The sequence below is a fragment of the Pseudofrankia saprophytica genome, from assembly GCF_000235425.2.
GTDB classification, from domain to species: domain Bacteria; phylum Actinomycetota; class Actinomycetes; order Frankiales; family Frankiaceae; genus Pseudofrankia; species Pseudofrankia saprophytica.
This window is the reverse complement of record NZ_KI912266.1, coordinates 3,470,899-3,490,529: the sequence shown is the minus strand read 5'-3', so window position 1 is coordinate 3,490,529 and position 19,631 is coordinate 3,470,899. Positions and strand designations below refer to the sequence as shown.

13 protein-coding genes are annotated in these 19,631 nt (G+C 67.7%); 4 read left to right on the top strand and 9 right to left on the bottom strand.

Annotated features, from left to right (window positions below):
• Positions 1 to 70: 70 nt before the first annotated feature.
• On the top strand, positions 71 to 454 hold the full coding sequence (locus FRCN3DRAFT_RS0214630; RefSeq protein ID WP_007507215.1) for a DUF2255 family protein: 384 nt from the start codon (positions 71 to 73) through the stop codon (positions 452 to 454).
• A gap of 179 nt (positions 455 to 633) precedes the next feature.
• On the opposite strand, the gene FRCN3DRAFT_RS0214625 is transcribed toward FRCN3DRAFT_RS0214630, so the two are convergent.
• The 5 genes from FRCN3DRAFT_RS0214625 to FRCN3DRAFT_RS0214605 form a co-directional block, all read right to left on the bottom strand.
• Complete coding sequence (locus FRCN3DRAFT_RS0214625; RefSeq protein WP_007507217.1) at positions 634 to 1,065, bottom strand: nuclear transport factor 2 family protein; 432 nt, start codon at positions 1,063 to 1,065, stop codon at positions 634 to 636.
• Positions 1,066 to 1,132: 67 nt separating this feature from the next.
• Complete coding sequence (locus tag FRCN3DRAFT_RS0214620) at positions 1,133 to 2,170, bottom strand: zinc-dependent alcohol dehydrogenase (protein WP_007507219.1); 1,038 nt, start codon at positions 2,168 to 2,170, stop codon at positions 1,133 to 1,135.
• A gap of 34 nt (positions 2,171 to 2,204) precedes the next feature.
• A complete protein-coding gene (locus FRCN3DRAFT_RS0214615; RefSeq protein WP_007507221.1) occupies positions 2,205 to 2,918 on the bottom strand; it encodes an NAD(P)-binding domain-containing protein in 714 nt (237 codons plus the stop codon).
• 137 nt (positions 2,919 to 3,055) lie between these two features.
• Positions 3,056 to 4,186 (bottom strand): phosphotransferase family protein, encoded by a 1,131-nt coding sequence (locus FRCN3DRAFT_RS0214610; RefSeq protein WP_007507223.1) that lies wholly within the window; start codon positions 4,184 to 4,186, stop codon positions 3,056 to 3,058.
• Positions 4,183 to 5,262 carry a hypothetical protein gene (locus tag FRCN3DRAFT_RS0214605; protein WP_007507225.1) on the bottom strand — a complete coding sequence of 360 codons (1,080 nt, stop codon included), beginning with the start codon at positions 5,260 to 5,262 and terminating at the stop codon, positions 4,183 to 4,185. Before FRCN3DRAFT_RS0214605 ends, FRCN3DRAFT_RS0214610 begins: the two co-directional genes overlap by 4 nt.
• Positions 5,263 to 5,516: 254 nt before the next feature.
• Here FRCN3DRAFT_RS0214605 and FRCN3DRAFT_RS0214600 point away from each other — a divergent pair, with 254 nt between their 5' ends.
• Positions 5,517 to 6,125, top strand: a complete 609-nt coding sequence (locus tag FRCN3DRAFT_RS0214600) for a TetR/AcrR family transcriptional regulator (RefSeq protein ID WP_007507227.1) — start codon at positions 5,517 to 5,519, stop codon at positions 6,123 to 6,125.
• Here the strand turns inward: FRCN3DRAFT_RS0214600 and FRCN3DRAFT_RS0214595 are convergent.
• Positions 6,099 to 7,271 carry an epoxide hydrolase family protein gene (locus FRCN3DRAFT_RS0214595; protein ID WP_007507229.1) on the bottom strand — a complete coding sequence of 391 codons (1,173 nt, stop codon included), beginning with the start codon at positions 7,269 to 7,271 and terminating at the stop codon, positions 6,099 to 6,101. The two genes, FRCN3DRAFT_RS0214600 and FRCN3DRAFT_RS0214595, sit on opposite strands and share 27 nt — an antisense overlap.
• A 363-nt stretch (positions 7,272 to 7,634) precedes the next feature.
• Here FRCN3DRAFT_RS0214595 and FRCN3DRAFT_RS0214590 point away from each other — a divergent pair, with 363 nt between their 5' ends.
• Positions 7,635 to 8,915: an IS256 family transposase gene (locus FRCN3DRAFT_RS0214590; RefSeq protein ID WP_027140523.1), complete on the top strand. Its 1,281-nt coding sequence runs from the start codon at positions 7,635 to 7,637 to the stop codon at positions 8,913 to 8,915.
• A 335-nt stretch (positions 8,916 to 9,250) separates the two neighbouring features.
• On the opposite strand, the gene FRCN3DRAFT_RS0214580 is transcribed toward FRCN3DRAFT_RS0214590, so the two are convergent.
• The gene (locus FRCN3DRAFT_RS0214580) at positions 9,251 to 10,327 is read right to left on the bottom strand and encodes a LacI family DNA-binding transcriptional regulator (RefSeq protein WP_007507236.1); all 1,077 of its coding nucleotides are present in this window, start codon (positions 10,325 to 10,327) and stop codon (positions 9,251 to 9,253) included.
• A 148-nt stretch (positions 10,328 to 10,475) separates the two neighbouring features.
• Between FRCN3DRAFT_RS0214580 and FRCN3DRAFT_RS0214575 the strand changes: the two genes are divergently transcribed.
• Positions 10,476 to 13,433 (top strand): GH39 family glycosyl hydrolase, encoded by a 2,958-nt coding sequence (locus FRCN3DRAFT_RS0214575; protein ID WP_007507238.1) that lies wholly within the window; start codon positions 10,476 to 10,478, stop codon positions 13,431 to 13,433.
• A 371-nt stretch (positions 13,434 to 13,804) separates the two neighbouring features.
• Here the strand turns inward: FRCN3DRAFT_RS0214575 and FRCN3DRAFT_RS0214570 are convergent, their stop codons facing one another.
• Together FRCN3DRAFT_RS0214570 and FRCN3DRAFT_RS0214565 are read right to left on the bottom strand one after the other, a co-directional pair.
• Positions 13,805 to 14,605 (bottom strand): hypothetical protein, encoded by an 801-nt coding sequence (locus tag FRCN3DRAFT_RS0214570; RefSeq protein WP_007507240.1) that lies wholly within the window; start codon positions 14,603 to 14,605, stop codon positions 13,805 to 13,807.
• A gap of 719 nt (positions 14,606 to 15,324) precedes the next feature.
• On the bottom strand, positions 15,325 to 19,311 hold the full coding sequence (locus FRCN3DRAFT_RS0214565; protein WP_007507242.1) for a putative Ig domain-containing protein: 3,987 nt from the start codon (positions 19,309 to 19,311) through the stop codon (positions 15,325 to 15,327).
• Between the last annotated feature and the right edge of the window lie 320 nt (positions 19,312 to 19,631).

Sequence of the window (19,631 nt, the reverse complement as noted above, 5' to 3'; positions counted from 1 at the left end):
GCGGTCGAGCCAGCCAGCGAAGGCTGACCGACGCGTGACAGACCGACCTGGCCTTGCCCAAGGAGGCACGATGAGCACCTGGACCACCGAGGACCTCGACCGCATCGGCCGGGCCGAGGAACTGCGCCTCGCGTCCCTGCGCGCCGACAGCACGCTGCGCCGATACGTGACCATGTGGGTCGTCCGGGCCGGTGACGAGGTGTACGTCCGTTCGGCCTACGGTGCGGACAACCCGTGGTACCGCAGGGCGAAAGCCAGTGGCGCGGGCCGCATCCGCGCCGGCGATCTAGAACGCGACGTCTCGTTCGCCGACGCGGGAACGGACTCCGACACCCAGGCCGCCATTGACGCGGCCTACCACGCCAAATACGACCGATACGGCCCGGCGATCGTCGGATCGGTCACCGGGGACAAGGCCGCCGAAGTGACGATCCGGCTACTGCCACGGCCCTGACCGCAGCCAGAACCGCCCGCGCGTGAGCCCGTCGACGCAGCGCCAGAGCAAGGGCACACTGTCCTCCAGCCCACTCGCCGGCGGCCGATTGTCCGGCCGCCACTGGGCTGCGCCCAGACCGATTCGAAGTCACCGGCATGCAGGCGGTTAGCTCATCGCTTTGACCTCGCTCAGTTACGTCAGGCGTCAGGGGCGGCTGGGTGATTGACGAACCATTTGTTCTCCTCGACGAGCCGTTCGCTTTTCCATCCCTGTAGGGTGCGGACCATGTCGTGGTGGTAGTAGCCGCCGCAGTAGCTCATCTCGGGCATCCCTGGCAGCTGCATCGGGTTGTAGAACATGGCGAGCACCTTCGCCCTGTCGCCGTCGAGGTCGATTTCGACGTTGCTGATGAAGTGCTGCGTCATCGGCGTCTTGCTGAGGTTCGCCTCCAGCCACGCCGCGACCTCGTCGCGGGAACCGACGGCTGAGGTCACTGACCGGTAGTCGAGGAACGCGTCTTCGGTGAACAACGTCCTGAACAGCTCCCAGTCCCTCAAGTCACAGCTCCGTGCGTAGCGGGCGAGCAGCTCGTGGATTTCGATCTTGTCGGACAGCGCCTGCAGGTCCATCTATTCCTCCTCGCGCCGTTGCCGGCGGCCTGTAGCGGAAGATCGTTCGGATTCGCTCGGTGGGCGTTCAGGAGAGTTGCAGCGAGACGCGCACCGCGTCGCGGCCGGCGACACGGCGGTCCAGGAGAGCGAAGGCGTCTTCGAAGCGATCGAGGGGGAAGGTCTCGCCGGCGAGTTCGGCGGTCGGTACCTTGCCGTCGTTGATGAGCTGGACTGCGTGGGCGGCGTCGAGCCCGGCGCCGCCTTGCATGGTGATCTGCCGGAAGACGAACTGGTTGCTGTCCAGTCCGTTCACCGGGTTGTCTTTGAAGCCGGCGACGACGATCGTGCCGCCTCGACCGACGAGATCCATCGCCACGTTGACTGTCTGCGAGGATCCCGACGACGCGTCGATCACGACGTCGGCCATCCGGCCGCCGGTCAGGTCGGCGAGGCGTTCGGTCGCGTTCTGTTTCTGGACGTCGATGACGTGATCGGCGCCCACCCGCAGCGCGCAGTCGAGCCGGGACTGGTCCTGGGTCAGCCCGGTGACGACGATGGTGCCCGCGCCGGCGGCGCGGGCCGCGACCACGGTGGCCAGGCCCATGTGGCCGGGCCCCTCAACGACGACGGTGTGGCCTTCTTTGACGGGGCGGACCCAGGTCACGGTCGAGGACAACGCCTCGAAGATCGTGAGTTCGGCCGCGGGGAGGTCCTCGCGCAGCCGGTAGACCGCCGAGCCGGGCAGGAGTTCCAGGTATTCGGCGTAGCCGCCGTACAGGCCGGAGCCCTCGTTCACCGAGAAGTCGATCCCGTAGGCGCGGGTGCCACCATCCGGTTTGATGATGATGGTCCGGACCGCGACCCGGTCGCCTTCGGTGACTCCCCAGTCCTCGGCCGTCCGCCGGTCGATCTTCTCGATGCGCCCGACGATCTCGTGTCCCGGGATCACGGGGAAAGCTCCGCCCCGGGGCGTGCGGCCGACACCGTGGAACTGGTCGACGTCGCCGTGACACAGCCCTGTTGCCTCGACCCGGAGCACGGCGCCGCCCGGCTGGGGATCGGGAACCGGCAACTCCCGCTCCTCCCAGGTCCCATCACCGTTGAAAACAATCGCGCGTCCCACAAGTGCTCCCTTTGTTCGATGGATCGTGAGTCGTCTAGCGGACGGCGGCGTCGGCCAGTTCTTTCACGCGGGCCGCGGGCACCGGAATGCCCGGCGTCTCGAAGAACCAGCGACCGCTTTCTTCCTGGTTCATGCCTTCGGGCCGGGGTGGCAGGTAGGGGTCGACGTAGATCGGGGTGCCGGGCTGGCTGCGCCAGCTATCGGCGAGGGTGCCGATATCGACCGCGTCGTAGCCGAGGGAGTCCAACAGTGCGGTGACGTCCGCTTTGGCGGCGGGGTCGTCGCCGGCGATCGGTAGGGCGCTGCGGTCGGGAGCGCTCGCGGGCCGGGCGAGGGTGAACAGGTGGTGGAAGTCGATGTTGTTGAACGCCTTGACCACCCGGGCATCGGGCAGGTGGCGCTGCACGAGGGTGCTGGAGGTCAGCGTGCCTGCTTCCAGTTCGGCGAGGGTGCCGTCGCGCTCCGGGTAGTAGTTCATCGTGTCGACCACGGTTTTGCCTGCCAGGGCCGACGCGGGAAGGACCAGGTAGCCGCCGAGCGGGATCGTCGCCACGACCAGGTCACCGGCCTGCGCGGCTTCGATCGGCGTTGCGGCGTGCGCCCGCCCGCCCAGCTCGGTGACGAGCGCGGCGAGGGTCTCTGGGCCGCGCGAGTTACTCAGGACGACGTCCAGGCCGGCGGCGACAGCGAGGCGCGCGAGCGTGCCGCCGATCATTCCGCTGCCGATGAGCCCGAGGGTCTTGGTCACAGTGCGTTGTCTCCCGCCTCAGCGGACCAGGGGCGCCGGCCGGGAAAGGCGGCGCCGCTGGGCCTTATGTCGAAGAAATCTGGTGTCGTGCGATGGACCGCACCTTCAAGCCGGACAGCTGTCCTTTTGGACGTCGATCAGCGACGTCGCAGATCGGGGACGAGCGGGACGACACCGGGCGGAGGCGTCAGGTCCAGCAGCCCGGATATCAGCTCGATGTGGTAGCCCCGCACGAGGCGGACGCGGGCGTCCTCGGCGCTCAGATGCCCCTGCTTGACGCTCATCGTGTAGAGCTTCGCGAAGATGGCGGCGAGTCGGTAGGCGCCGAAGACGAGGTACCAGTGCAGGTCGGTGGCGCGTTGACCGCTGGCCTCTTCCCACAGATCGACCAGCTCGTCGTTGGTCCCGATGCCGGCGAGCTGGTGGCGTTCCCACCGTTGCATGATGATCCACCAGGCGAGATCGGTCTGGGGGCCGGCGAGTGAGACGAGGTCCCAGTCGAGCAGTCCCACCGGCGTGAAATCGCGGTAGATGACATTCGGGAGTCGGCTGTCGCCCCACGACAATGCGGTGGTGTTCGGTTGGTGGGCGAGCAGCCATTGCTCGCATTCCTGGGTGAGGGGCAGTGGTTCGTCCAGGCCGGCCCATTGCAGGGACCGGATCCAGTAGTCGAGGCAGTCCCCAGCGCCGCTGTCGGTGCGGCCGGTCCGCAGGAACAGGAACGGCTCGCGGTCGAGGCGGTGGACCTCGGCCATCATCCGCACGGTGCGTTCCCACAGGACGCGCCGCTGGGCGGGTTCGGCGTCGACGACGAATCCCTCGTTCTCCCAGGAGGGAGTGTCGGAAGGGACGACCCCGTCGATCTTCTCCATCACGAAGAAGGGTGCGCCGACGATGGTGGCGTCAGGTCCGTAGCCGAGCACGTCGGGCGTGGGGATCGAGGGGAAGGCCATCATGGCCTCGTACATCCGGTAGTGCCGGTGCAGGTCGTAGTCCAGGTAGAGCGGGTCGGCCGGCGCGAGCCGCGCGACATAGCTCTCGGTCCTGCCAGCGGCGGCCCCGGTGGTGCGGCGCAGCGGGAACATCACGGTCTCGTTCGCGATGCCGGTGCCGCCCGGGGTGCTCAGAGCGCCGATCTCGGCTGCCGGGTCGTCGAGGCGGTCCCGTAGCCAGCCCTGCAGGCCGCTGCGGATGCGGTCGAGCGTCTGGGTCTGTTCCTTCAGGTGCCATCCCGATCCGACTAAGTCGGAGCCGTCCGAGCCGGTCACGCGCTCGCCCCTGTGGTCGCCGCGGCGGCGGTGCCGTGGTGTGGTTCGGGTGCGAGGTTGTTGAGGCGGTCAGAGCGTTCGCTGTAGAAGTAGCCGGTCTCGCCGTCCCAGTCGGCGTGGCCGTGGCTCAGGACGTACATGATGCTGTCGCCGTCGAGGTCCTTGCCGACCGCGAGGCTGCGGCTCATCGAGGTCCACAGCGAGCGGTCGCATTCCAGCTGGACCTCGATCAGGCCGCCGGACCATTCGAGGGCGACGGGGAGAGTCTCGCCTTCATGGCGTAGTTCGAGGAGGCGGGGTGCGGTGACGACGCGTGCGTGTTCGAACTTCCCGTCCACGAACACGTAGCCGCCCTCAAGCGTGATCAGCCCGTCCTGCTTGAAATAACGGGAGAAGCCCCAGGCACGGCCGCTGTCCGGGTAGACGCAGCCGAGGATCACATGCCCGCCCCAGCCGGTGAGGGTCGCGTGGCTGCGCGGGCCGCGGGAATGGTCGCGCCAGCCGTAGCCGGAGAACGGGATGGTGCCTTCGGCGAGGGTGACGGTGCCGGTGGCGCGCACGAGCTGCTCGTAGTGTTCGCTCGCCCAGTCGTGACCGTCCATGCTGCCGCCGCCCGAGGCGAGCAGGCTGGCCGTGCGAGCGTCCCAGGCGGGGGTCACGCACTCGACCTCAAGGTCGACCGCGAGGGGCTTCGTCCAGCCGTCGCGGGCCACGCCGGCGAGCATCTCCGCCTCAGGGGTGTGCAGACCGGCGCCGTCGAAGGTCACCTGCCAGCGCCGCCACGGCTCGCGTTGCCGGAACTCCAGCCCGGGGCCGGCCGGTCGCCGTTCCGGAGCCGTGTGGTGGTAGCCGCGCAGCGACAGGGCGCCGTCATGGCCCGGCAGGAGCGCGAGCACCCGGTCCTCCCACATCGTCCACTTTCCGGGGACCGTGCCGAGATGCAGCCAGAGCGTGACTCCGGAGGTCGGGTCGTACACCGCGAACAGCAGGTTCTCCGACCACATGGGCACGTCGGGGCACTCGGCCACGATGAAGTCCCGCTCATCCGGCAGTCCCGACGACATGTCCACCGTCATGACAGCTCCTTCGGGTCGATGGGTGGGTCGATGGATCTGGGCGTGCGGGCTGCGGCTTAGATCGCCAAGCCGCCTGCTCGCCGACGTCGGCGAGTTCGGCCGTCGGCTGGGACCCATCCGGCGGGCGGGCTGCCCCACCTCCGCTCTGATGACGACCAGTTCGTGCTCGCTACCTGCCGGGGCGCGTCCCTGATTTGCGAGACTTTTTGTCTCGTTGAACGGCCACAGTACCCCAAGCCGCTACGCTCGTCACCATGCCTGGGTCTCGCCGCGGTCGAGTGCGCAGCGAGACAGCGCGGCACGCCGTCCTCGAAGCCACCCGCGACCAGCTGAGCGAGTGCGGCTACGACAAGCTGTCGATCGACCGCGTCGCGGCCGCGGCCGGCGTCGGCAAGCAGACCGTCTACCGCTGGTACCCGTCGAAGAGCGCCCTGGTCGCCGAGTGCGCCCTGGAGGGCTACTTCCTGGCCGACAGCATCGCGGTCCCCGACACCGGTGACGCGTACCGTGACCTCCGGGACTGGTTGCGCGCCTTCGCCGAGCACAACAGCGAGCCGCACACCGCGTCGCTGTTCCGCGCGTCCGTGGCCGCGACGGCCGACAGCGAGGACGTCGCCGCGCGGTTCCACGAACGCTTCATCGGCTCCCTCGAAGAGGCCCTCGCGGCCCGGATGCGCGCGGCCGAACGGGCCGGCCAGATCCAGGCCGGTAGCTCGCCAGCGGTCGTAGCTCAGGCCCTCGTCGGCGGCATGATCTACCGCGTTCTGAACCGACGGCCGCTCACCGCGGGCGCCGCCGACGAGCTCGTCGACGCCGTCTTCGCCGGCATCGGACAGCTACCGGGCGCGGTCAAGCTCGCGTAGCGGCCGGAAGAACGCACGCAGATCGTCGACGAGGAGGCCCGGTTCTTCGGCCGGGGCGAAGTGACCGCCGCCGGGCATCCGCGTCCAATGCACCAGGTTCGCGTGCTGCTCAGCCAAGGCCCGGGGCACATGCGTCAGCTCGCGCGGGAACACCGCGATTCCGGTCGGTGCCTCCAGGGCCGGTTGACGGTCGTGGGAGGCGGTCCACGGCAGCCGGAAAGAGTCCGCGTAGAACCGCAGCGAGCCGCCGACGGTGCCGGTCAGCCAGTACAGCGCGAAGCTCGTGATGAGCTCGTCGCGGCTGAACCGGCGTTCCACCTCGCCGTCGCAGTCGCTCCACGCCTGCCGCCGCTGCACCATCCACGCCGCCAGACCCACGGGGGAGTCCTGCATCGCCCAGGCGAGAGTCTGCGGTTCCAGGGTGTGGGTCAGAAAGTGGGTGAGGTTCGCCTGCGGACTACGGCGGGCATCGAAGTAGCCAACCTCGTCAGGCGCGAAGTCCTCCCTGCGCAGACTGGCCGTGTCGGCGCCGAGCAACGCGGGGTACGTCAGGTGCGCCCCGATCAGCCGGTCGGCGAACTCATGCGCCAGCTGCGCCGTGACGAACGCACCCGAATCGCCACCGTGCGCGCCGAACCGCTCATAGCCCAGCTCGGCCATGAGGTTCACCCATAAACCCGCGGTCCGCCGCCAGCCAACGCCGGACGGCGACGGTGCGGAGAACACCGAACCGGGCAGCGAGGGCACCACGACGTCGAACGCGTCGTCCGGGTCACCGCCGAACCGCTCCGGGTGCGCGAGTGGCTCGATCACCTTCGCGAAGTCCCAGAACGTCCACGGCCAACCGTGCGAGAGCACAAGCGGCAGCGGCGCCGGCCCCGAGCCACGCTCGTAAAGGGCGTGGACGGTCACCCCGTCGATCTCACCGCGCACATGAGGCCACCGGTTCATCGCCGCCTCATGATCTTGCCAGTCGTACTCGTCCCGCCAGTACCTGACCAGGTCCCGCAGATACCCGCCAGGCACCCCGTAGCCCCACCCCTCGCCTCCCGCCGCTTCGTCCGCCCACACCGCCGAACGCAGCCGCTCGCCGAGCAGATCCAGCCGATCCTGGCCGATCTTGATCTGGAAGGGTTCAAGGGTCACGGCGGTGCCTCTCGCATCGTGGGTGTCCGCGTCATCCGCTGGGGCGGGCGGCAACCGAGCAGCGTAGAGACAAGGCCGGGCCGGCCACCGCCTCTGTCACCGCGCGAAGGCGAGCGCCCACGTTGAGCCGTGCGGGACGCATCGGCCCGAGCGCACAGGACGACTCCGGATGCCAACGCCGCGATGACACCCCGGCGGATCAACGCATACCGGCGATCCGAGCACGAAGGCTTCGCCGCCTGCACCGAGTCCGGCAGAGACAGCCCGCCGAACGGGGAGTGCTTCAAGATCGGTGTTTCCGGCCCGACACGCCGGGCCTCGGGTCCGGCGGGATGGGCACTGTGAGTGATGACATCGGGTGATATGACCCCTCGCAGGAAAGATCGGGATGTGGGGCGGCAGCTGTCGCCGGAGCAGGCGGCCGCCGCGGCGATGATCGCGGACGCGAAGGCGCGGGGGCTGGCGCTGACCGGGCCGGACGGTCTGTTGAAGCTGTTTACCAAGAGTGTGTTGGAAACGGCGTTGGCCGAGGAGATGACCGAGCACCTCGGCCATGAGAAGAACCGCGCCCCGGTCGAGCGGGAATCGACGAACGTGCGGAACGGCAGCCGGTCGAAGACAGTGGTTTCCGAGGCGGCTGGCGAGGTGGAGATCGCCGTTCCGCGGGACCGGGAAGGGACGTTCGAGCCGCAGATCGTGAAGAAGCGGCAGCGGCGTCTCTCGGGTGTCGACGAGATCGTGCTGTCGCTGTATGCGAAGGGGCTGACGACAGGGGAGATCTCGGCGCATTTCGAGGAGATCTACGGGGCGTCGGTGTCGAGGGAGACCATCTCACGGATCACCGACACGGTGCTCGCCGAGATGAATGAATGGGCCTCTCGTCCACTCGATCGCGTCTACGTGGCGATCTTCATCGACGCTGTCGTCGTGAAGATCCGGGACGGGCAGGTCGGCAACCGGCCCGTCTACGCCGCGATCGGGGTCACCATCGACGGCCACAAGGACGTCCTGGGCCTGTGGGCCGGGACCGGGGGCGAGGGCGCCAAGTTTTGGATGTCCGTGCTCACCGACCTGCGCAACCGGGGCGTCGGCGACGTGTTCTTCCTCGTCTGCGACGGGCTGAAAGGGCTGCCCGAGGTCGTCGAGAACGTCTGGCCCGCCACCACCGTCCAAACCTGCATCATTCATCTGATCCGCAACACCTTCCGCCTGACCTCCAGGCGCGACCACGACGCCATCAAACGCGACCTGCGGCCTATCTACACCGCTCCGACCCCGCAAGCCGCGGCCGTCGCGCTCGACGAGTTCGAGGAAACCTGGGGAAAGCAGTACCGCGCGGTGATCCGGCTGTGGCGGAACGCCTGGGAGGAGTTCATACCGTTCCTCGACTACGACGCCGAGATACGGCGGGTCCTGTGCTCCACAAACGCCATCGAGTCGCTGAACGCCCGCTACCGCCGCGCGGTCCGCGCCCGCGGGCATTTCCCGTCAGACCAGGCCGCGCTGAAATGCCTGTACCTTGTCACCCGCAGCCTGGACCCGACCGGGACCGGCCGCGCCCGGTGGGCAGTCCGCTGGAAGCCCGTGATCGACGCCATGGCGATCACTTTCCGTGACCGCTGGCCGTCCGCCGAGACCTACTGATCAAAACTGCCGGAAACACCGGTCACGGGATACTCCCGCCGAACGCTGAGTCGATCTCGGCGTGCCGTCAGAGCTGCGGCGACGAGTATTCCGTCCGGCCGCAGTGAGTTTCCTTCGACCGGTCCGCCGCGTTAGGCGAGGCCGTCTTTGGATGGTTGCTCGCCGAGTTCCGTCCGGCCGATGACCGGCTGGGAGCCCCTGATCCGGGGGTCGGCGGGGTCGGTGGCGGACGTGCCCTTCTGGGCAGTGGTGGGGACCTGATGGCGCTCGCGACAGGGCCGGCGAGTCGCGGACGGGGCCGGCATGTCCGCGGGCGTGCTGCGGGAGGCATCCCCTCAGTCGGCGGACGCGGGTGGGCCGGCTTGGGTGCACCGGCGGTCGGTTCCGTTTGTCGTGGGCTGGGTGGATTCACGGCGAACGAGGGTGGCGGAGGTGGGTGTGTGCCAGGGGGCCGGTGGCCGGTCCTCTAGTTGGGCGAGGGCGAAGTTGGCGAATGCGCGGCCGAGGGCCGTCGCGTCGAAGTGGACGGTCGACAAGGCCGGGACGAACAGTCGACCTATCGGGGCGTCGTCGTGGCCGATGACCGCGAGCTCTCCGGGCACCTGGATGCCTTGCCGGATCGCGGCCCCGACGACGGCTGCGGCGACCTCGTCGTTGAAGGCGACGACGCCGGTCACGCCGGCGGCGTGCCAGTCGCGGACAGCGCGGCTGGCGGAGCCCTCGCGGTCATCGATGAATCGGAGGTGCAGAGGCGGTAGGCCGAAGGATTCGGCCTGGTCGCGGGCGGCGCGGTGGCGTGCCTCGACCAGGGAGCGCTCATTCGGTTCGTCGAAGGCGGCGTAGACCATGGTCAGGAACCCCTGTTGCTGCAGGTGGCTCACCTGCAGCCTCGGCCCGACGCTTACCAGCATGGAGAGGTCGAGGGGATCGCGGCCGGCGGGGTCGGGAAAGATCCGCCGGATTCCGCAGCTGTGCATCGAGGCGAGATCGTCGGGGCTGAAGGGTGCCATGCCGATGACGATCTCCGGGTTCAGCGACTCCCATAGCGGCCTGGCTGCCCCGGTGGGTTGATGGGTGTAGGTGACCAGGGAATGGGCGTAGGTGACGAGGGAGTAGCCGGCCTCGTGTAGCACCTGTGAGGCCTCGTCGAGGTAGGCACGGAAGCCGAAGTTGACGGGCCAGCCTGGAAGTACCAGCAGGACGATCCGGCTGCGGCCGGTGGCCAGCGCCTGGGCGGTGCCGTTCGGACGATAGCCGAGGCGCCGCGCGGCCTCGAACACGCGTTCCTGGGTGCTGGTGGAGATGCTCTGTCGGCGGGTGGTGCTCATGACGAAACCGACCGTCGCGCGGGAGACCCCTGCCTCCCGGGCGACGTCCGAGGCCGTGACGCGCCGCCCCGCCGCCTCTGACACAACGCCCCGATCACATCGAGTAGCAAAAGGCGGTACTTGCCCGCTCTAGTGGCGACATGCTAACTTCCGCCCCACGATTTAGCGCGCGCTAGTGCCGTGCCGCACCCGCTGGTCGGCGCGGGTACCGCGACGGTTCGAGTCGTTGAGGATGGAGGGGTACCTGCCACGTCCCTGGCAAGCCGCCTTCATCACGCCGCCGTCGCGGGCCGCGCGGACGAGTCCGGTTCCGTCGCCTCATCTGCGGCGCGAGTTCACCGTCGGCCGCGGGCGTCCGCAGGCGACGCCGCACGTCACCGCGCTGGGGCTGATCGAGGCGCACCTGAATGGCACCCGGGTGGGTGATGAGGTGCTGGTGCCCGGGTGGACGTCGTACCAGGCACGGGAAACCGACCTGGCCGCGGTGCTGAAATCTCAGTCCGGCCCGCAGCGAGAGCCGGCGAAAGCCGCCCTAATTACGGGTGACGCTTCCGCGGCGTCCTTCACGCCTTCCTGTCTGACGCGGTCAGGCAGCTTCCCCCTCACTGAGAAGGCTCACATTATGAAACGTTCCAATCATCGGGTTAGCGACAAGGTTGCCGGCCGGAGTACTCGACGGAAGCCCCGCGGGACGAGGTGTGCCGTGGGCCTCGTCGCGGTGATGGCCGGGGGCCTCCTCGTGGCGTGCGGGTCCTCGTCGCCAACGTCTCTCTCGGCCTGTTCGAGCCAGGGGTCAACTGCCGTGACGGCGCGCTCCGTCGCGGCGGTTGCGCCCACGCCGGCGGACGACGGAGCGACCTTATCCACCGACTTCGCCACCGCTGATGGCGCCATCGATCCGGACCAGCTCCTGAACGTCGCTGAGGGCGGGTATGGCCCCATGCAGAACCAGCACTGGTTCGCGCAGCAGGCAGGCCAGCTGTCCAGTATGGGTGTTCGGCAGGTCCGCCTCGACCATGTCTTCGACGACGGCTATTACCACGTTGTGCACAAGGACGCATCCGGTGCGATCACCTACGACTTCAGCTACCTCGACAAGGTACTGCTGCCGCTGGCCCACAACGGTTTGGATCCGTTCATTTCGCTGTCCTACACCCCCAAGGCGTTAGGCCCGGTCGTGTTTGGACCGCCGGACTCGGACAAGGCCTGGGCAGACGCCGTCACCGCCATGGTCCGGCACTACCGAACGCTCGGCTACAGCGGCTGGACCTGGGAGATCTGGAACGAACCCGACGGCGAGTTCTGGAACGGCACCGTCGAACAGTACGAGTCGATGTACGCCGCGGCAGCCACCGCGGTCAAGGCCGCCGACCCCACGGCCCTCGTCGGCGGCGACGGCGCAGCATCCCTTGCATTTCTCCCGAAAAACATTCCGTTCAACGCGGCTTTCCTGAGCTGGCTGCAGGCGAACCCCCGGATACCGATGGACTTCTTCTCCTACCACCAGTACCTGACCGACGACTTCAACACACCCGGAGACTTCCGCGGCACCGCCGGCGTGTCAGCCGCCACCGCACGGCAAATGATCGACACCGCCGGGCGCGGCTCGGCCAAGCTCTATCTCACCGAGTGGAATGCTAATTCGGACAACGTGGACGCTGGCACGGGCGGCGACGCTAACGGCGGCAGCGGTGGCGCATCGGATGTCGCCAAGCAACTCAGCTCGGCCGTTGGCTCCGACCTCGACAAAATCTACTATTTCAGCGCCATGGAAGGAGGAAAACCGGCCGTCGAGTTCAGCGGAGATCTCGGGCTGCTCACCGACACCGGGCACCGCAAGGCGGCGGCCAACGTCTTCCAGATGTACTCCCAACTCGCCGGATCCCGACTGACCACGACCGTCACCGGACCCGGCGTCAGCACGAACGACGTCAACGGCCTGGCCAGCAAGAACTCGACCACAGGCGAGATGACACTGCTGCTGTGGAACAACACGGCGGCTGCGACCACGATGAAGCTTTCACTCGGCCAGCTGCCCTACGCCCAAACCGCTTTCTCCGTGACCCAGACCCGGGTCAGCAAGACCGAGGGCAACTACTACACGAGCGTCAAAGGTGCGCGCCCGGCCGCATCCGAAAACGCCCCCGTTGTCGCCGCGACGGTGCAGCCGGCCGCCACGTCCTACCAAGCTGTGATCGCCTTGGCGGACCACAGCGTCACCCTGCTGCGCCTCGCTCCCACCACCCAACCCCCCGGGACCGTCGCGACCTCCCCGCAACCGGTCGTCACCGACCTCGCCGCCGCCGCGTCAGGAGCGACCACCACCGCCAGCAGCTCGGTGAAGGACCCGAAGCACGGCTGGGACCTGACCTTCGCCGTGGACGGCCAGCGGCACAGCTTCGACGGTGACGGCGCTGGCGGCCCGAACGAAGGCTGGAGCTCTGCCACCCACACCACACCCAACGCCGGCGAATACATCCAGAGCGATTTCGGCGCGACCAAACCAGTCGACACCGTCACGCTCTGGCCTCGTGACACTTACGCGCACAACGGCGCGGGTTTCCCCACCGCCTTCACGATCGCCGGCTCTTCCGATGATCAGTCTTGGAATACCCTCTACAAGACAGGCAATTACAACGACGGCAAGCCCGTCGACGGCCCCCAGACCTTCGACGTCGCTCCCGGCTCCTACCGCTACCTACGGGTTTCCGCGACTCGGCTGGGCGCGGTCACTAACGAGAATGGCACCACGGACTACGGCTTCCAGCTGGCCGAACTCGAAGCGACACACAACGGCCTTCCCGCCGCAGGATTCGAGAACACGACCAGCCCATGGACAACCGACGGCCACGTCGCCATTACCCACGACACGGTCTTCTCAGGAAACGGCGCGCTCGAACTAGACGGCACCTGCAGCGGCATCCGCTACACCGCGACCGGACTGACGCCGAACACCAAATACACCTTCGGCGGCTATATCAAGAGGGGCTCCGCCGACGTCCGTGCATCTCTCGGCGTCAAAGACTTCGGCGGAACGCCACTGCACAGCACCGTCGACTCAACTGCCTGGGCGGCAACCTGGGTCACCTTCACCACAGGCGCCAACACCACCAAGGCCACCGTCTACCTCAACAAAAACCAGGGCGGCGGACCCCTGCAGGCCGACGACTTCACCCTCCAAGCCGGATAGGCACCAAACGACCACCCCGAATCCGCTGGAATGAGGTGCCAACGACGCACCATCCAACCCTGCCGACCAGGCCGGTAGCACCGCACCGCGGACGAGAATCCCAGCCCGAGTTCGAAGTCGGGCTCTGCCCGGCGGGTCGGGCGACCAGGTTGGCGTGAACCGGTGTCGACTGCAGGCATGAGAGGGCCACCGGTGATTCTCGAATCACCGGTGGCCCTCTGCCGAACAGCCATCGACCGGGCGCGAATCCGGACGGACACCGGGTTCCGCTCGGCGGCGACCCATCGCGGCGCCGCGTGAGCCGCCATGTAGGTCCGCAATCGAGCCGACATGAACGACGAAGCCGATCGAGACGGAACCGCGTGCGAGGCCTACGGTGCCGCCGGGTTGGCCCGACCGTCGAGCGCGGTGTGAGTGTCAGCGCGTAGCTGAGTGACCAGGCTGCGAGCAGTGCCGGTGCCGACGGCTAGCCGCCTACGCAGCGTTTCCGCGGCGATCGGACGTTGGTGCTCCTGCCAATGCAGCACATCCTCGGCACGGGCACGGTGCAGTAGATCCTGCCTGCGCGCCTCGCGTGCGGCCTCCCGCGACAGACCCACGACTGTCGTCTCGTCGGGCATGACCCCGACAGCGGACGCGGATGCCAGCTGCTGACGGGGGGTCCCCGTCGGAGGTGCGCTATCGGAAGCCCACGATTCGGCCGGATGCCGGTCGGCTGCTGTGGCTTGCATGGCATGCAGCATGCTCGGTCCGACCTCGGCCCAGCCGATAAGTAGCAACGGTCCGACGGCGTCGAAGGCTGCTTTGCCATAGCGGCCGGTGATCAGGGGTTCCGCGATGTTCAGGGCGAGCGTTACCATGCTCGCGAAGATGAGGAGCTTTCGCGCCGAGCGCAGCACTTCCACCGAGCCGCCGTTCACAGCGAGTTGCCGACTGCCGAGCAGCAGACCTACGACCGACAGATCGACCGCGGGCGCGACGAGCGGCGCAACCCAGATCGGCACACCGAGGCGTAGCCCGAGCGCGAAGACATTCCCGAAGCCGAAGCAGAACGTCAGCGCGACGACCACGCCGACGATCACGGTGACGAGACGGGCCGAAGCATCCGGAACCGCCAGGTCTACGGAACGCTTGTTCGATTCGGTAGATGATGTGGAGGTCGGCGCGGTCACTGGACATCGTCCCTGGCCAAGGCCCGGGTAGCGACCGGCCGGACGGTAATTTCAGGGCCAGCAACCAAGATCAATCGGTTCGGATGCTGGTACACATGGTCCACCACGCTCCGTAGTTGGCGTCTGACCTGGGTCAATAGGTTGGAGCTATCGGTCCGAGCGCTCGGAGGTTGGCTGAACGAGCAGGTAGACGGCCCAGTTCCCCGGTTCGTACGGAAAGATGGTCCCCGGCCTTCAGCTCCCGGATGGCTGCTGTGAGTGATATCCGGTTACGTACTGCGCTTGAGCACCTCCGTGCCGCAAGAGGCGGCGACCGCGCACGCCGGCCACCGAGGCAGAGCTGGTCCCAGTCGTGTGACGGTGTCCCGGTCAGAGATCGGACCAGCATGTTATGCAGTCGATTCGACGCTGTGCGGTGCGTCTGTCCCGAGCCGCCGCGACGGAGGATGCGACAGATCTCGATCAGGCGTCGGCGCGTCATTTGACCCGGTCGAGGCCGACCTGATGTGGCTGGAGAAGAGGTGCAGGCCACTGGCGCGTCATGGCAGGCCCGCTCTTCGTCTCATCTCAGAGATGGGTCCGTACCGGGGAGAGCGTGAGGGGTACCAGGCTGGCGTTTGACGGTCACCGAAGACGGCGGCCATCGCTGCCTGCCGCGCCTGGCCGCGGAAGGCGCGGCTCGACCATCCGCGAGCGGATGGTCGAGCCGCGCGCGGCCCTCAGAGGCCGATCTCGATCGACAGCTCGGCCTTGTTCGAGTACTGGTTCGGCCCGAAGGAGTCCGTGCACTGGACCGCGAAGGTCGACTTGCCCGGCTCGGTCGGGGTTCCCAGGAGTTGGCCGTCCCCGTCGAGGCGGATGCCGGCGGGCAGCGCGCCGCTCAGGACCTCGAAGTTCTTCAGCGGGTAGTTGTATGTCTTCTCCCCGCCACTGGCCGCGATCTTCGCCTTGTACTCCTTCCCGACGTTGCCCGTGGGAAGCTTCTGTCGGTTGGAGATCGACGGCGCCGGGGTCAGCGCCGCGACGATGACCATCATGGTCGACGTCCACATCGCCGCAGTGTCGACACCGGCGACCAGGCCGACCCGGTGCTTGTAGTACCGGTCTCCGTCACCGACCTTGAACCGGACGGCCTGGAAGATGGAGGGCACGGCGGACAGCTGGATGGCCGCTGCCGAGTAGGCATTTACCCCATCGTCGTGGATGGCCATGCCGGCGAAGACCATGTAGCACCCGGCGAGGTAACCGACGGCTACCGGCCCGGTCTGGACGTTGCCGGCGTTCTTGAAGAACGCGGTGTTGCTCTGGCCGCTGAGGTCGACCGCGATCATGCTGGCGTTCAGGAAAACCATACCCACCGAGACGAGGAACGAGTAGGTCCAGCCGTTGACGGTCTTGTCCTCGCGCTGCCAGGTCGAGCCGGTGACCGGTGGGCACGAGGTCAGCGCGCTGAACATCAGCGTGTCGAGGATCGTCGCGCCGATGGCGCAGACCAGGCGTGTCCCCTTGTCTCCTTGCTCCTCCCCAAAGGCGGCCGAGATGTCACCGTAGGCCTCGGGGAAGCTCGCGAAGAGCCCCGAGAACCCGGCGACGCCCTGCAGCACCTTCATCGCAAAGGCGACGCCCGCCGGGTCGGGCGCGAGCTGGTGGGACGGGTCGTAGGAGGAGTGCCAGGGCGGCGCCGGGATCGCCGGGAAACCGTCCGGGAACGGGACTGTGTCAACGCCGAACGCGAGCTTGTGGCTTGTGCTGGTGACGAAGCCGGCGAGGAGGAAACCGAGGCCACCGACCGTCAGGTTCTCGGGATTCTTGATGCCGTTCTGGGTCTGGATCCAACGGTAGAACGTGTTGACGGGGCCAAGTGGCAGCTCGTGGTTGAGCAGGCCCTGGAGGCCGGCAGCGACGGTCTCGACCAGCGTTACGGCCGACTTGTGGATCAGGTCGAGGGCCCGCAGCGCTGCATGGGTCAGACGCTCGAGGATCTCGATGAGCGCGACCATCGACGCCTTGGACGCTCCGGCCGGGTCGTCAGGGCTGACAACCTTCGTGACGACCACTTCCAGGTCGCCAAGGATCTCCAGGAACGTCGGGCCGATGTCGGCCTCGGTGAGCTTCCGCATGAACGACTCCCAGGCGGCGGGGATCGGCGACCCGGAGAGCACCGTCAGGCCGGCCGCGTCGGCGTCGGCGAAGGCCTTCAGCGCCGGGGCGCTCAGCGCCTGGTTGAGCAGCCAGTTGGCCTGTGGGTCGTCGCGTAGCGCCGACTCGGTCAGGCTGTGACCGGCCGCGTCGGTCAGCGCCGGGATCTGGTTGGCGGCATCGCCCAGCGGGCGCCCCGCGTACTGCTTCTTGAGGTCGTTGAAGTGGTCCTTGACCTGCTTTTCCTTGCTGGCGAACCAGCCGTCCGCGACGTGACCGAAGTGCGCCACGGTGGCGGCGCCATAGCTCAGAATGGTGCCCGCACCGTCCTGGAGCGCCTTCTTGGTGTCCCAGATGTCCTTGAAGTTGAAGAGCGCCTTCAGCCAGTCGACGACCTCGCCGATGGTGTCGACGCCACGGCGGAACAGCGCCTCGACGGCGCGCACCGCGGACTCGACGGTGTCGATGACGAGGTCGAGGAGCTCGACGACCGCATCGCCTATCTTGATGAAGATCTTCGTGATCGCGCCGACGAGGACGTCCACAACCTGGATCGTGCCGTTCTTGATTCCCTGCCAGACGTCTCCGGACCAGTTGGCAAAGTCTGTCCAGACCCCGCCATAGTTTGGCAGGTCTCTGATCGCGTCCAGATACGCCGTGAAATCCTCAGGCCTGTCGAACTCGTGGTACCCCGCCCGCCCGCCACCGAGTGCGCCGCCGGCCGCGAAACCGTGGATCTCCCGCGCGGGGCCGGTACCGACATCCACCCGCGAGCGCAGTGCAGCGCCCTCCGCGCGCCGGAAGATGTTCCGACAGCCGTTCACGATAACGGGGACCAGATCGCCGTTCTTCACGATCTTGGCGGCCCTGAGTGCGGCCTCGGTGAACAGGCCATTCTGGGAGTGCAGCGTCCCGGTTCCCGCGAGGTAGTCGTGGACTCCCGTGGCGGGCTGGATGACCGCGCCGTTCGCGAGGCCGGCCGCGTCGACCCGCAGGGTCGCGGGCAGCAGGCTGTCCGCGGGGGTCGCGATGACGACCCGGCCCAGCGCGTTGGTCACCAGCGCGGCACTGTGCCCGGGCCCGACCAGGCAGGAGGCCCCCGCCACCTGGATCTCGGTGAGCGTGCTCGCGGACACGCTCACCGGCAGACCCGCCATGGGCTTGCCGCGCCGGTCCAGGATCGTGACCGAGCTGAGGTAGCTGGTCGTCCGGTGCGGGTCGCCCCCGGCGGGCAGCCGGATCTTGTCCCGTGACCACCGCGCCGAGGTGATGTCCTGGGTGTAGAAGCTGTGCAGCTCGTCGGCCTCCGTGGTTCCGGACCGCTTCACCAGCTGGGAGGGCAGCGTGTCCGGGAACGGGTCCAGTGTGTAGGCGGCGACGTGCGGGACGAGCCCCACGCAGGCGGCCACCTTCTTGCCGGTCGTCGTCACCGAAGCGGCCCAGACCGGTCCGCCGAGGATGTCCCAGGAGACCTGATGGAGAACCTTCAGTGTCTGCGCGCTGTCCAGCCCGTAGATATGCGCCATCCTGTTGGCGTCGACCCAGCAGTCCGCCGCCGCGAAACCCAGACCCGGCGTTTTTGTTTCATGTTTGCTGGAACTCACCTTGTGGTAAGTGACCAGATTCCCGGCGGTGTCGAGGTACACACAGTCGATCTCTGGATCGCTGTTGTCATACGACCGGTACACCCCGACGATCTGGGCCAGGTTCGTCGCGATCGTCACGGGGGCGTCCTTGCTCCCGGGGATGAACCGCACCAGCTGGTTGCCGTTGACGCGCAGGTAACAGATGGGCGACCAGTCCGGCCGCAGGATCCAGCCGGCCGCCAGCTCGTTGACCTGCCAGCCGACCGGCAGCTGCTGGCCGGGCGGCCTGAGCTGGAAGCGCAGGTTGGGCGCCGGGACGTAGTCCCTCGGTATGACCGCCTGGATCGCCACGACACGGCGCGACAGCGACTCGTAGCCGGTGATCCACGGAACGCGGGTGTCGTCGTAGTACACCGACAGCTGACTGAGCGGGAAGACCCCGGGCGCGAGGAACTGGACGCTGTCGGGAACGGCCTTCCAGGTGCAGGTCGTCTTCCCGGCGGTCGTGGTCGCGGTCAGCTGGAGCGCCGACGTCTGGACGAGCTCGTAGGCGCCGGTGTAGACAGCCCAGACCGTGAGGTCACGTGGGTGGACCACCACGACGACCTCTCTGGCTTCCAGGGGTTCGGTCCCGCCGCCGGTGACCAGCTCCTGCTGCCACCCGGTCTCGGTGTCCCCCCGCCGCAGATAGGTCAGCCGACCCCTGCTGTCGACGACCAGTGCCTCCTCCTTGCCGTCGAGGAACGGGTTCGCGAACGGCGCGATCTTGCCGGCGAACGTGCCGGGAACCTTGGAAGGGCCGACGTCGAGGCCGCCCGCCCTGACCGCGTCCTGCATCAGCGGGCTGGAGACGCGGGTGGATCCGGGTCCGTCGAGCGCGCTGGTCGGCGAGTCGCCCAGACCAGTCGGGGCGCCCGGGCCAACGCGGCGGCCGGACGAGCGGAGGCCGGCTGGATGCGAAACGGGTTCGTGAGTGCTCACGGGTGGACCGCCTTGTCGCGGAGTACTGAGCGGCGCGCGATATCACGCGGACGCACATGAAACGAACGTAAAACAACGGTCATCGGCGACCGCCCGGCCGCCGCTTCACGTGACCACCCCACCTCACCGGGAGACACGTGGCACACCGACACTGTGGAGCCCTACCGATCGGAGTCACCGCCACAATCGGCGGACGAGCGGCAAAATCTCGCGGACAACAGAAGAAAATCATGCGGACAGAGATATCAAAAAGCGTTTGGATAATGAGATATGCATACAGCGCCGTATACGACGTTACTCGGGTTGCGGATGCCGAGCAA

Excerpts from the sequence above, each read along its gene's own strand:
- FRCN3DRAFT_RS0214625 (WP_007507217.1), bottom strand. The coding sequence starts at position 1,065 with ATGGACCTGCAGGCGCTGTCCGACAAGATCGAAATCCACGAGCTGCTC.
- FRCN3DRAFT_RS0214630 (WP_007507215.1), top strand. The coding sequence starts at position 71 with ATGAGCACCTGGACCACCGAGGACCTCGACCGCATCGGCCGGGCCGAG.
- FRCN3DRAFT_RS0214600 (WP_007507227.1), top strand. The coding sequence starts at position 5,517 with ATGCCTGGGTCTCGCCGCGGTCGAGTGCGCAGCGAGACAGCGCGGCAC.
- FRCN3DRAFT_RS0214590 (WP_027140523.1), top strand. The coding sequence starts at position 7,635 with ATGACCCCTCGCAGGAAAGATCGGGATGTGGGGCGGCAGCTGTCGCCG.
- FRCN3DRAFT_RS0214605 (WP_007507225.1), bottom strand. The coding sequence starts at position 5,262 with ATGACGGTGGACATGTCGTCGGGACTGCCGGATGAGCGGGACTTCATC.
- FRCN3DRAFT_RS0214575 (WP_007507238.1), top strand. The coding sequence starts at position 10,476 with ATGGAGGGGTACCTGCCACGTCCCTGGCAAGCCGCCTTCATCACGCCG.